Source organism: Bdellovibrionales bacterium (assembly GCA_016714165.1).
Classification (GTDB): domain Bacteria; phylum Bdellovibrionota; class Bdellovibrionia; order Bdellovibrionales; family UBA1609; genus JADJVA01.
The window spans coordinates 2,085,208-2,097,969 of the sequence record JADJNU010000001.1; the positions used below are offsets into that span (position 1 = coordinate 2,085,208).

A 12,762-nucleotide genomic window follows, 5' to 3' on the forward strand; every position below is an offset into this window, starting at 1 on the left:
CTTAGGTTGTGGCACATACAGAGTCTATGAATATTAGAAATATTGCTATTATTGCACACGTTGATCACGGAAAAACCACGCTTATTGACGGACTCTTTCAGCAGGCTGGAGTCTTTCAAAGCCACCAAGCGGTTGAGGAAAGAGTCATGGATTCGGGCGATCTTGAAAAAGAGCGCGGAATCACGATCAGAGCAAAAAATGCCTCCCTGATGTGGAACGGAACCCGAATCAACGTTGTTGATACCCCTGGCCATGCTGACTTCGGGGGCGAAGTTGAAAGGGCCCTCTTTATGGTTGACGGAGCACTTCTTCTCGTCGATGCAGCAGAAGGTCCCTTGCCACAAACCCGCTTTGTTCTCCGAAAGGCTCTCCAACGCGGAATCAAGATCATCGTGATCATCAATAAAGTTGACCGATCTGATGCCCGAGTGGACGAAATCGAAGAAAAAATCCTCGAACTCTTCTACGATCTGGCCGACGATGATTCGCAGGTTCAATATACAACCTTTTATGCCAGTGGCCGCAGTGGGTGGGCCACCCTGGAAAAGGGTACAATCGGCAAAGATTTTTCACCCCTATTCAATCGCATTGTCGAAGAAATCCCTCCGCCCAAAGTCAATGCAAATGGCCCCTTTCAGATGATCGTCGTGAATCGGACTTACAATTCCTTCTTGGGACAAATCGCAGTGGGCCGGATTGAGGCGGGGGTCGTAAAGGAAGGTCAGAGAGTCCAATTGATGGGGATCGAGAAAAATGTTCCATTTATGGTAACAGCTCTTGAAACCTTCTCAGGATTGGGCACGGAGCGATCCAAAGAACTACGTGCGGGGGACATTGCCCTCATCGCTGGGGCCGAGGCTCCTCTTATTGGTGATACCATTGCCGAAATTGGGGTCACACAGGCTTTGCCAAGGATACAAGTGGATCCGCCAACTGTGGCCATTCGGATTTCTGTGAATACCTCGCCATTTTCGAGTCGTGAAGGAGTCTACTTGACGAGCCGAAAGCTCGAAGAAGTTCTGGAGAAAGAGTGTTTGCAAAATGTCTCTCTTTCTCTTGAACCGACCGATTCCAACGAGGTTTTTCTTCTTAAGGCGCGTGGCGAACTTCAGGTGGTTATTGTTTTAGAAGAGATTCGCCGCAGGGGCTTTGAATTAATGGCCGGCCGACCGGAAATTATTCCCGTCCAAAAAGATGGCAAACTATGGGAACCCGAAGAATCATTCTTCATCGATATCCCCGAAAATAAGATGGGTACTGTTACTGAGATTCTTTCCACTCGTGGTGGCAGAATGCAAAATATCGAAAAGTTTGAAAATTCACATCGGGTCCGCTTGGAATTCGAAATTCCTTCCCGTGGTCTGATTGGCTTACGCTCACTTCTTTTGACCGAAACTCGCGGTGAAGCGATTTATTCAAGCACCTTCAAAAAATATATTCCTTATCTGGGTAAGCGCTTTAGTCGAGCCAACGGAGCCATCGTCACAGATCGTGACGGTGTTGCGACTGAGTACGCTCTGTTTGGCCTTGAGGATCGCGGCAGACTTTTCGTTCGGGCCGGAACTCCTGTTTACGAGGGAATGATTTTTGGAGAAAATAATCGCCAGAACGATTTGAATGCCAATCCAACCAAAGAAAAAAAGCTGACTAATATGCGAGCTTCCGGCTCTGATGATTCAACCAAATTAAGTCCTATCAAGGAGATGTCCTTGGACGAAGCATTGGATTGGATTGACGAAGATGAGTGGGTGGAGATTACACCTAAAAATATTCGAATTCGCAAAATTATTTTGAAGACAAATCAGAGACACGTCATCCGACGCTCGCCTGACGAGGACTCCCATTAAATTAGAATTGAAATAATTTTTTTCTTCAAGGGAGCTAGACGCGTCTGCGCTTTGTGTCAGTTTTCGTTTCAGTGACTTCGCCAATCTCTTCAGTCAAATCGTCATCGAATGGCTCTTCCTCCAGAGGAGCTGGCCCTTCGTCATAGGCCTTGTACCTATCATCATAGTAGTCCAGACTTTGCCGACTCGGTTCTTCCTTTGTCACTTGTTGGTCAGGCAACTTAACTGAGTCTCTTGAAGATCTCACCGAAGGTTTCAACGTTCCCTTTGGAATCGACCTGTGATCCTGCGGCTTTGCTAATTGTCGAAGGGGATTCTCCATAATCATAAAGCATCCGTCAAAACTGATATACCAAAAGACCATGAGAAAGGCTCCCATAGGTATGAGCGGAAGAATCCATTCCTGAGAGAGGTAGTAGCCCAATAAGCCTCCGCCCCAAGTGAAAGCAAAAACAAAAAAATTTTGCCTCACGGCACGAAAGGCAAGGGCAGTGGCTTGAATAATGTTGAGCGAAGAAAAAATCAATATGGGCGTGACTCCTAAGAGGAAAATTGTGTTCAGAGCGACGGAAGTGAAATAAATAGCCTGACCTGCCTGTATATTCAGATGATATGCAGATGCCTGGCGATTCATGAATTCGATCGCCCCTATTGCCGTCCAAAAAATGAGACTGACAAATGAGACGGGCATCAGGCGCAACGCGAGGCGCGTCTCATAAAATGCAAAAAAGAGATCATCATAGGTGGCTTGCTTGAATCGAATCACTCGGTGGACAAAAATAAAGGCGCCACCCACCAAAAGTGGCAGCAAAAATCCAGCGAATATCCGCCCAAACGGAGACATAAAAGAGGGAAAAATGGTGACAAGTGCAAAAAGTACGAAAGTAACCCACAAATAAAATGGCCTTTTCTTATAGACACGCCAGCTTTTCGCTAACCACAACCTAATATCCGCTGGACGGACGGCTCTCGTAACCATGCTCCTTCACCTACCTCTTTACGATTAGACCCCTGCACAAAGATCAATGTCAATATGCGCAAAAATCCACTCGCCTCTGACATCATAGAAACAGATTACTTATTCCCCGCACCTAACGCTTTGACCTAAAATTTTATTTTTTTGCGACGACTCTAGGCTTTCGTCTACAGACCGCCACTGGCTTTGATTACACAATATATTGTATTTTAGGATGTCTTGCATCACTAGATATAGTGGTTCTTTTAATTGACAGCCATTTTTCAGCGTGTTCTCTTTGAAGCACATGAAGAGGGGTTTCCCCTCAATTAAAGATGGCAAAATTTTAGAGTTCCAAGTGAATGAAAGGACATCCCTATGAATACTCTTCTCACGGAAGAAGGAAGTAATAAGAAATCTCCAAAAATGGCTCTTAAACAGGAAGCACGAGCCAAGAGGGAAGGAACAAAAGTAAATACGGGTGGCCAAACCTTTCAAGCCTACTATGTCCCCAACGACCAAAATCCATACAACATGGTTGAGTGGTCAAAACGATCGAGCAAAATTAAGGATGCACAGGGTGGCTCTGTCTTCTCTATGGAAAATATTGAGGTCCCTGAGTCTTGGTCGCAATTGGCTACCGATGTTGCCGTCAGTAAATATTTTCGCAAAGCGGGAGTACCAGGGACTGGACACGAGACTTCTATTCGTCAGGTGGTCCATCGTATCGTTCGCACAATTCGGTCTTCCGGTGAGGACTTCGGCGGTTATTTTGCGTCCAAGTCAGATGCAGAACAATTTGAAAAGGAATTGGCATTCATTCTTCTTAATCAGATAGGAGCCTTTAATAGCCCCGTATGGTTCAACTGCGGACTTCATCATGAATACGGCATCACTGGATCAGGTGGCAATTACGCTTACAATTTTAAATCAGAACGAATCAGTGAGATTGCCAATTCCTACGAGAGACCCCAATGTTCAGCTTGCTTCATTCAGAGTGTAGAAGACGACCTGATGGCTATTTTCAACTTAGCTAAACAAGAAGCGCGCATTTTCAAATATGGCTCCGGCACGGGAACAAATTTCTCTAAGATACGTGGCCGTCAGGAAACATTGTCCGGTGGAGGCTTAAGTTCAGGACTCATCAGCTTTCTTGAGGTGCTTGACCGTGGAGCTGGCGCAACAAAATCAGGTGGGACAACTCGAAGGGCCGCAAAGATGGTTTGCCTCGACATTGACCATCCCGAAATTGAGGACTTCATCAATTGGAAGGTCAACGAAGAAAGAAAAGTTCAGACTCTCGTCGATGGAGGATACAGTTCCGATTTTAATGGAGAAGCTTATAAAACTGTGGCCGGACAAAATTCTAACAACTCCATTCGAATCCCTGACCAATTTATTGAAAGTGTTCAAAAAGATGATACCTGGAAGACAACAGCTCGCACATCTGGTGAGACGATTAATACCTATCGCGCGCGTGAACTCTGGAGACAGATTGCTTATGCTGCTTGGAAGTGCGCTGACCCGGGAGTCCAATTTGATTCCACGATCCAAAAGTGGCACACATGCCCAGAAACAGATCGCATCAACGGCAGCAACCCTTGCTCGGAGTATATGTTTCTTGATGACTCCGCCTGCAATCTCGCTTCCTTAAATTTAGAAAAATTTCTATTGCCTGATGGCTCATTTAATCTGGAAGCTTATCGGCATGCCGTTCGAATTCTTTTTACGGCTCAAGAGATCCTCGTCGATTTATCAAGCTATCCAACAGAAAAAATCGCACTGAACAGTCATGACTATCGACCCCTGGGGCTCGGCTACGCCAATTTGGGAACACTTCTCATGATTAAAGGACTTCCCTATGACAGTCCAAAAGGGAGAGCCTGGGCGGGAGTTCTGACCGCTATTATGACAGGTGAAGCCTACAAAACTAGCGCTATCATTGCCGGTAGTAAGGGCGCCTTTAATGGGTATGAAAAAAATGAAGAATCCATGTTACGGGTCATCCGTCAACACGGAGAAAAAGTAGCCGAAATTGATTCGTCCTCACTTCCAAAGGGGCTTATACAGGCGGCACATGAAGCATGGAGCGATGCCGCTGAGTTGGGAAGACTTTACGGTTTTCGCAATGCTCAGGCGACTGTGTTGGCGCCAACCGGCACAATTGGTCTCTTGATGGACTGTGACACGACAGGGGTTGAACCCGATTTTTCTCTTGTGAAATTTAAAAAGCTTGCGGGAGGAGGGTACTTCAAAATTGTGAACCAATCGGTCCCTCGCGCGCTGTCTTCTCTGGGCTATGAACCCGACGAAATCAAAGCCATCATCGCTTATGCGGTTGGCCACATGACTCTCTATGGGTCTCCCCATATCAATGCTGAATCTCTGAAGGCAAAAGGCCTGACTGACGATGATCTTCATAAAATAACCAAGGCCTTACCAACTTGCTTTGACCTCCACGCGGCTATTTCGCCATGGGTGTTGGGAGAAGAGAGTGTAAAACGATTAGGTATCAAACCAGAACAGTTGAGTGAGGGGAAACAAACTATCCTTGAAGCACTCAAGTTCACTCCACAGCAGATAAGAGAAGCCAGCTCTTACATTTGTGGCCAGCAAACGCTTGAGGGAGCCCCTTTGCTAAAAGAGGAACATCTCGCTGTCTTTGATTGCGCCAACAAATGCGGACCAAGCGGAGAGCGTTTTATTGAGCCAATGGCTCACGTGCGAATGATGGCGGCCGTTCAACCTTTCATCAGTGGAGCCATCTCTAAAACCGTCAATCTCCCCCATGAATGTACGGTTGAAGAGATCGAAGATATTTATGAGCAGTCTTGGAAAATGGGATTAAAGGCCGTAGCGGTTTATCGGGATGGTTCAAAACTCAGTCAGCCATTACAAAGCAAACAGGAGGAGGCTTCCTCAGATAAAGCCATTTACACCGAAAAGGACCTCCAGGAAGCCGTTGCTACGGCCATCAGCATGGCCTCTCCGCGACGAAGGCGGCTTCCACAGAAGCGGCGAGGCGTAACTGTTGAAGGCCGAGTCGGCGGACACCAGATTTATATTCGCACGGGCGAGTATGATGATGGTGATTTGGGTGAGGTATTTTTTGATATGCACAAAGAGGGCGCCACATTCCGCAGTCTACTCAACTGTTTTGCCATATCCTGTTCGCTAGGCCTCCAGTATGGAGTGCCACTCGAAGAATATGTCGATAAATTTACTTTCACGCGATTTGAACCCCAGGGCATGGTCGACCATCCAAACATCAAGCAAGCCACAAGTATTTTGGACTATGTGTTCCGCGTGATCGGCATGGAGTATCTCGGAAAAACTGATTTCGTACATGTCAAACCTGCGGTAGAAGACTTAGTGATCAATCAAAACCAAATGGTCAATGCAAACGAACATGAAACAGGTCACTCGGGACAACAACTGTCTCTTTCGGCAGAAAAGGCTGTCGTGAGGAATTCAGAATCCCCAAGCCTCTCGACGATCATAAGCACAACGAGCGCACCAGATAACTTGGATTCTCATCTTTCACAAATGATGGGAGATGCTCCAATGTGTACGGATTGTGGACACGTAACAGTGAGAAATGGCAGCTGCTACAGATGCTTGAATTGCGGAAGCTCGATTGGGTGTTCATGACCCCGTCACAAAAAATACAACGGGACAATGAGAAGAAATGAGAAGAGGGGTGGACTATTTTTAGTGACATGATTTTAAGAATCAAGAAAAAACTCAAGCTACCTGATTTCTCAGAGTTGAGAGAGCTCTTACTTCACCTTGTCCAGAATCGTCCCTATCTACAAGGCGTCCCCTATTGGACGGGTGGTGCCATTGTCGGTGTCATTGCTGTTCTCTATTCTGGTGCCTTTGCATGGTGCATCCAAATTTCCAGAGTTATTTTTCAAACTCATCCCTTTTGGCTGTTTATTGTTTCTCCAGTTTGTTTTTTTCTTGCAACTTGGGTCGTTGAAAAATTTGGACCAGCCGCTGGAGGCACGGGAGTTCCGAGAGTTATTCATGTCCTTAATCTCAATCCAATTTCTCAGAAAATTGAGATTAACAAAAATTTGAATATGAAAATTGCCGGAGTCGTAGCCATCAGTTCTCTCCTAGGAGTACTGGGTGCTGGATCATTGGGCCGGGAGGGACCAATGATCCACATGTCCGCTTGTCTATTTTATTTTATAGGTCGGCAATTTCACCGTTTGTGGCCATATACTGAACACAGGTCCTGGATAGTTGCAGGAGGAGCCGCTGGTGTTGCGGCAGCATTTAACGCTCCTATGGCTGGAGTTGTTTTTGTTCTCGAAGAACTGGCCCATCAGCATTTTCACCAATTTAAGACCGTCGTCATTTCTTCAGCCATTGTCGGCGGCATGATGTCGCAGTGGTTATCTGGAAAATATCTTTATTTTGGTTATCCAAAAATTGACTATGTCCCCTTTAGCTCAGTACTTTGGGCCATGCTCTTGGGAATACTCTGCGGTCTCCTCGCCTTTCCTTTTCATAAAATGCTTCAAATAAACTGGCGAGAGAAATTTCCTAACTATCTTAATACTCGTTTGAAGTTCTCAATTGTAACTGGAATCTGTGTCGCTGCTATCGCTATCTTTATTGATTCTGGTTCGATCGGTGGAGGTATCTCAGTCATTGAAGATTTGCTGATAAAAGGAAAACACGCAACTTGGGAGCTAATTGTTGCCCGATTTTTTGGAACCGTGATTTCTCACTTAAGCGGATGTGCCGGAGGATTTTTGGCTCCATCATTAGGTCTTGGAGCCGCTATTGGATCTATGCTCGCAACAATTGCTTCCTATCCCAATCATGAACTGCTTGTCCTGGTAGGGATGTCCGCATTTCTAAGCGCAATCGTTCGAGCTCCCTTCACCGCTTGGGTCATCGTAATGGAAATGACAGATCGTCACCAAGCCATTTTTCCCCTCATGGTTGCCTCTCTAATCAGTCATGGAACATTGGTGTTCATCATGGATCAAAAAATACAAAAAAATAATAGCACTCCATCGTCAACCTAAATGAAATGGTCATGGACATGGGCTCAATCCAGCAATCATGGTGAATTGAGGGCGCTCAGGGCGCCAAAAGAGACGACTCCCAAACTCCATTCCGTTTTTCGTATTTTCTTCTCCGATGCAACCGTGCAAGACAGGCTTCCCAAAATTCAATTGACGAGGCTTTTAAGACAAAACCTCCCCAATGAGGAGGCCTAGGTACTGACTGACCTCGAAATTTTTCCTCAATCGCCTTCACTTTCAAGAGAAGTTCCGCACGGTCGGCGATCGCCTCACTCTGCTCTGAGGCCCAACCTCCAATCTGACTTCCGCGAGGGCGAGAAGCCCAATAATGATCTGACATTTCATTTGAGACCTTCTCGATAAAGCCTTCAAATCGGACCTGACGCTCCGGGAGTGCCCAATGAAATACCAAGGCTGCTCTCTGGTTCGCTGCGAGTTCTTTTGCTTTGCGGCTATTGTAATTCGTGTAAAAAACAACTCCCTCTTCCCATATCCCCTTGTAAAGCACAACACGAGCCGAAGGCTGACCATCTTTTGAGGCTGTCGAAAGCACCATCGCATCTCCTCCATGCAACAGAAAAGGAGGGTAGGCCTTTTTCATCAGCAGCCTGAACGGATACAGGATTCGATCTGAAAAACCGGTCACTGCATTTCCAGAAGCATTGTTGTACCAACGCTGAAACAATTTCCATGGATCCTTTTGATGAATATCTAACTCATGTTTCATATTGTGATTCCTGCGAACTCGTATTTTGATACATCACTAACTTAGAGCAAATCAGACAAGTCTGCCCGCTCTAAATAAAAAAAGAGAGCCCCGGGCTCCCTTTTTAAAACAAAAAACAAGAACGACTAGCTTTATTTCTTTAGACCCGCATAATACGTCGATAGCTCTTCCATATCGGCATCGGTTAGCATAGCAGCCATGGGTTGCATCTCGGGATTCTTACGCTCGCCCGCTTTGAAGGCTTTCAATTGAGTCACCATATAAACCTTCTGCTGACCTGCAAGATGGGGGTATTTTGGTTGAGTGCCCAATCCATTCTTGCCATGACAAGCTGCACACACAGCCAATTTTGCAGGTTCCTTTGCAAATGCCACAGAACCCACCATCAACAATGCTCCCACAAAAACCGACTTCATCATTATGACCTCCGTTGTATAAAATAACACTTAGAAAACTTCTACAGACTACCGGGTATAATAACCGATATCTTGCAGCGGATCAAAACAGACCTGAAACTCGATCATTTTCAACTGATTTTCAAATCACATTGCGTTAAACTGCCCCCGAATTTTCTGTCTCAGGACCAAGGGCTATGATGTCAGCTTTTTCAAATTGAGTGAACAAAGGTACCAAAGCAACACTCAGCAAAATCAAACCGGCTCCAACGAGCCCAATCACACTTAACTTTTCCTGATACAACCAAAATCCGAAAAAAGCTCCAAATACCGATTCAGTCAGAAAGATAAGACTCACGACATGAGCCCGAGTCGTCTGTTGTGCGTAAACCTGAATACTGAAAGCCCCGATACTTGAAAATAGACTTAAAAAAATGAGCCCGGCCATGGGGCCCGGTGGAACCAAGGCACTCCATTTCCACAAAGAGTCCATATCAGGAACTCCCGAGCTCAGAAACGAAAAAGGGAGACCCATGATACCGACGTACAGGATCTGTTGGAAATTAAACAAGACCGGATGCTCCTCTTGAGCCCATTTGTCTATTGCTAGAATGTGCAGGGCAAACAAGAGAGCACTTCCAAGTATAAATCCATCTCCCAAATTGAATCCATCCAAACTCAATTCACAAAGAAATCCAACGCCTACCAACGAACACAATAATAAAATCCAGTACCCTAATCTGAATTTCTGTTTATAGATCATTTTCATCAAGACAGGAGTAAAAATGGCATAGAACGCAGTAAAAAAACTACTCTTTGTCATCGTTGTAGAATTGATTCCCACTGTTTGCATTTGCAAACTCGCGAGCATCAGCAAAGCACACACTCCAACAGGCAAAGATAGCTTGAGTCTCTTCTTCCAAACAAGAACCGGCAAAACAATTCCCGCAGCCAGTACAAATCTCAATGAATTTGTCCAGGTTGGATCAAAAAAGAGCAAAGTCCACTTTGTCGCCACAAAGCCAAAACCCCAAATCAAAGTCGCTAGTATCAATAGCAAGATCCGCATGTTCCACTCAAGCCTTTCAAATACTCCTAAAAGAACAGTCTTAGGATGGACTCATCAACCTCCCTTAATTGATATTCCAGAAGTCGATATTTCAATTCATCATAATGTGATCTTTTTGAGAACGCGAAATTTTTCATTCTTAGAATATTTGGCAAATACGCCAAACTGGGAGATATTGTCGATGCAAAACCATAGATGACTCACACAATCCACCAAGGCGAGAAGGATCATGATGCCGAATTGTCTCACTGTCACGACATTGGTCCTATTTATCTCCTTATCGTGCTCATCGATGAGCCCTCCCCAAGAGCCAAAATCAAACGAATCCAGATTCTCCATCCTCCAGGGACTGACTTGGAATCAAGGCGCCATTCTCTCGGTGCTTCGGCAAAAATCACAAAAGCTGACTTACCATCAGACATCGGGCGTCGTCTCTCCATCACCCTCTGCCACCCTTCAGGCTACCACTTATGAACTCGAAAGTTCCCCCTGGGTTGTCGATCATATCGAGACAAGATTGGAAAAGAATCCGACCTATCTCGAAATTAAGGATTCCGAGGGCCAGACAATGGATCGCAGGCAAATAGGTCAAGTTGATCTTAATAAAAGCACCTTTAAATTGGCTATCACATCCTGCATGAATGATAGGTTCGATAAGGAACAAGAGCAAATCTGGAAGGATCTCGCTAAGGACAGGCCAGAATATCTATTCATGATTGGAGATAACGTTTATGCCACGACAATTTTAGGACCGCTTGAAAAATCAGTTGATAAATCCCGCCTTTGGGATCGATACGTTCAAACACGGAGATCGCTAGCCGTTTTCTACCTTGATGAACTCATCCCAACTCTCGCACAATGGGATGATCACGATTACGGGACGAATGACGGAGACAAAACAAATCCTTACCGTCGAGAGGCAATGGAAGTTTTCGAGGCCTTTTATCCGCAAAAAGCAGTAAAAGGCATTTTCACCAGAGGACCTGCCAATTCCTTTGTATTTGATGCTTTCCAAGCGCGTTTTTATTTTTTGGATAACCGATCGGAAAGGGAACCGAATGGCAGCGACCCCGGAAAATATGCCCATTTTGGAGAGAAACAAGAAACCTGGCTATTTCAGAGTCTTAAATCTCGCTCAATTCCCTCTTGGCTCTTCATGGGTGATCAATTTTTTGGGGGCTACCATCGGTTTGAATCCTTCGAGGGCAATCATGCAAAAAGTTTCAAACATTTCATGGGGATTCTCCAAGGGATTCGACAGCCCGTGGTCTTTGTATCGGGAGATCGACATTTGACGGAAATCAGCAAGATAGGACCGCCAGACCTCGGTTATGAAACCTATGAACTGACATCAAGCCCTGTTCATGCAAAAACACATCCCTCGGGATGGGAAGTCAGGCCTAACCGCAGACAATTGGTGGGCGCTGATTTAAAAATTAATTACATGATTGTAGAAGGGTCCCATTCCACCCGCAGTCTAGCAATGAAAGTGACTGCGAAATCAAAACTTCAAGAGATTCTCTTCAGCAAAGATCTCCTCATCAAAAGGAGCAATTAAAACTCATTTAAAACCAACAAACGATTAAGCTCTTCGCGACTTTCGCGAAGAACGCTTTTTGTCACCAACGAGGACCTGGCGAAGAATCTGCTCCTCGTGAAGAAGAATAACTTCGATCAACTCATCCGCGTCAATTTTGTAGAGCTGAACAATAACTGCCAATGCACTCAAGGGAGGAGAGCACAGTCCCCGCTCAAAATTTGAGACAAATTGAGGCGTCGTATATCCAAGTCGATGTGATACGTCATGTTGAGTCAACCCACAGCCAATGCGTTTGGCTTTCAAATAACTTCCTAATGGGCCATGCAGGGCGGATTTTAGTTCCATTATTTACCTCAGTAGTGAAGAAGATCTTAACAAATAGCCCAGACTGCGCCTAGAAGAAATCCAAATTTACGGGAAAATTCAAGGTAGTAGAAAATATTCGTCATAACAAATGTGAAAAAAAACTCATCTTTCACAGGGAAGAAACAACTCCACATATTACTCCGTCAGTACGGAGAAACAATGCGACGCATTACGAATTCTTGAATTAAGAGCCACTTCAGACAATAACATTCAAAACTTCATCCTTGGGGGCATTGTGCAATACATTATATCGGGAACGAACAGACCTCACTCCAATTCATTTCAAGTCTCTAAAATTATACAAAATATTCAATCTGAACTAAAAGAAAACTTTGAGATCCTTGATTTGAGTGCACTGGATATTTCGTCACTCAATGGCACTCAGTATGGCGGCAATATTCCGCCTCCGATCTCAGAATGGATAAATAAAGTTTCGACCGCCCGTTCTTTGATATTCGTCGTTCCTGAATACAATGGCTCCATGCCAGGAATCCTGAAGTATTTCGTAGATCATTGGAAATTTCCTGACTCCTTTGAATATCGACCTGTTGCCTTCGTTGGCCTGGGTGGAAGATTCGGGGGATTGAGAGCCGTCGAGCATCTGCAGCAGGTATTTGGTTATCGAAATTCCTATATTTTTCCTGAACGGGTTTTTCTCATTAACTGCCACCACATAATCAAGGAGGGAAACATCGCCGATCCAAGCATCATGGATCTTCTCAGGCACCAAGCTCTTCTATTTAATAGGTTTGTGAAGGCCCTTGAATCTCAAGAACTTGATGCACGATCAATGCATAGACAAAAAATCAAGACTTGAG

At 45.1% G+C, this 12,762-nt stretch carries 11 protein-coding genes; 5 read left to right on the plus strand and 6 right to left on the minus strand.

Features of this window, described 5'->3' with window-relative positions; genetic code table 11:
• Positions 1–26 precede the first annotated feature (26 nt).
• Positions 27–1,847 carry a translational GTPase TypA gene (typA, locus tag IPJ71_09445; GenBank protein ID MBK7843905.1) on the plus strand — a complete coding sequence of 607 codons (1,821 nt, stop codon included), beginning with the start codon at positions 27–29 and terminating at the stop codon, positions 1,845–1,847.
• A 34-nt stretch (positions 1,848–1,881) separates the two neighbouring features.
• Here the strand turns inward: typA and IPJ71_09450 are convergent, their stop codons facing one another.
• Positions 1,882–2,826, minus strand: coding sequence for a hypothetical protein (locus IPJ71_09450; GenBank protein MBK7843906.1), 945 nt, complete (start codon positions 2,824–2,826; stop codon positions 1,882–1,884).
• Between the two features lie 402 nt (positions 2,827–3,228).
• Between IPJ71_09450 and IPJ71_09455 the strand changes: the two genes are divergently transcribed.
• Positions 3,229–6,453, plus strand: coding sequence for a vitamin B12-dependent ribonucleotide reductase (locus IPJ71_09455; protein ID MBK7843907.1), 3,225 nt, complete (start codon positions 3,229–3,231; stop codon positions 6,451–6,453).
• Positions 6,454–6,521: 68 nt separating this feature from the next.
• Positions 6,522–7,847: a chloride channel protein gene (locus IPJ71_09460; protein MBK7843908.1), complete on the plus strand. Its 1,326-nt coding sequence runs from the start codon at positions 6,522–6,524 to the stop codon at positions 7,845–7,847.
• Positions 7,848–7,902: 55 nt separating this feature from the next.
• Here IPJ71_09460 and pdxH read toward each other — a convergent pair whose 3' ends face one another.
• The 4 genes from pdxH to IPJ71_09480 all read right to left on the minus strand — a co-directional run bounded on the left by pdxH (position 7,903) and on the right by IPJ71_09480 (position 10,377).
• Complete coding sequence (pdxH, locus tag IPJ71_09465) at positions 7,903–8,574, minus strand: pyridoxamine 5'-phosphate oxidase (GenBank protein ID MBK7843909.1); 672 nt, start codon at positions 8,572–8,574, stop codon at positions 7,903–7,905.
• Between the two features lie 131 nt (positions 8,575–8,705).
• Positions 8,706–8,990: a cytochrome c gene (locus IPJ71_09470; GenBank protein MBK7843910.1), complete on the minus strand. Its 285-nt coding sequence runs from the start codon at positions 8,988–8,990 to the stop codon at positions 8,706–8,708.
• A 136-nt stretch (positions 8,991–9,126) separates the two neighbouring features.
• Positions 9,127–10,038 (minus strand): DMT family transporter, encoded by a 912-nt coding sequence (locus IPJ71_09475; GenBank protein MBK7843911.1) that lies wholly within the window; start codon positions 10,036–10,038, stop codon positions 9,127–9,129.
• A 99-nt stretch (positions 10,039–10,137) separates the two neighbouring features.
• The gene (locus IPJ71_09480) at positions 10,138–10,377 is read right to left on the minus strand and encodes a hypothetical protein (GenBank protein MBK7843912.1); all 240 of its coding nucleotides are present in this window, start codon (positions 10,375–10,377) and stop codon (positions 10,138–10,140) included.
• A gap of 40 nt (positions 10,378–10,417) precedes the next feature.
• Here IPJ71_09480 and IPJ71_09485 point away from each other — a divergent pair, with 40 nt between their 5' ends.
• A complete protein-coding gene (locus tag IPJ71_09485) occupies positions 10,418–11,596 on the plus strand; it encodes an alkaline phosphatase D family protein (protein ID MBK7843913.1) in 1,179 nt (392 codons plus the stop codon).
• 24 nt (positions 11,597–11,620) lie between these two features.
• On the opposite strand, the gene IPJ71_09490 is transcribed toward IPJ71_09485, so the two are convergent.
• Positions 11,621–11,923, minus strand: a complete 303-nt coding sequence (locus tag IPJ71_09490) for a helix-turn-helix transcriptional regulator (GenBank protein MBK7843914.1) — start codon at positions 11,921–11,923, stop codon at positions 11,621–11,623.
• Positions 11,924–12,179: 256 nt separating this feature from the next.
• Here IPJ71_09490 and IPJ71_09495 point away from each other — a divergent pair, with 256 nt between their 5' ends.
• Positions 12,180–12,761 (plus strand): NAD(P)H-dependent oxidoreductase, encoded by a 582-nt coding sequence (locus IPJ71_09495; GenBank protein ID MBK7843915.1) that lies wholly within the window; start codon positions 12,180–12,182, stop codon positions 12,759–12,761.
• Position 12,762 lies beyond the last annotated feature (1 nt).

Excerpts from the sequence above, each read along its gene's own strand:
- typA (MBK7843905.1), top strand. The coding sequence starts at position 27 with ATGAATATTAGAAATATTGCTATTATTGCACACGTTGATCACGGAAAA.
- IPJ71_09450 (MBK7843906.1), bottom strand. The coding sequence starts at position 2,826 with ATGGTTACGAGAGCCGTCCGTCCAGCGGATATTAGGTTGTGGTTAGCG.
- IPJ71_09455 (MBK7843907.1), top strand. The coding sequence starts at position 3,229 with ATGGCTCTTAAACAGGAAGCACGAGCCAAGAGGGAAGGAACAAAAGTA.
- IPJ71_09460 (MBK7843908.1), top strand. The coding sequence starts at position 6,522 with ATGATTTTAAGAATCAAGAAAAAACTCAAGCTACCTGATTTCTCAGAG.
- pdxH (MBK7843909.1), bottom strand. The coding sequence starts at position 8,574 with ATGAAACATGAGTTAGATATTCATCAAAAGGATCCATGGAAATTGTTT.
- IPJ71_09470 (MBK7843910.1), bottom strand. The coding sequence starts at position 8,990 with ATGAAGTCGGTTTTTGTGGGAGCATTGTTGATGGTGGGTTCTGTGGCA.
- IPJ71_09475 (MBK7843911.1), bottom strand. The coding sequence starts at position 10,038 with ATGCGGATCTTGCTATTGATACTAGCGACTTTGATTTGGGGTTTTGGC.
- IPJ71_09480 (MBK7843912.1), bottom strand. The coding sequence starts at position 10,377 with ATGGAGAATCTGGATTCGTTTGATTTTGGCTCTTGGGGAGGGCTCATC.
- IPJ71_09490 (MBK7843914.1), bottom strand. The coding sequence starts at position 11,923 with ATGGAACTAAAATCCGCCCTGCATGGCCCATTAGGAAGTTATTTGAAA.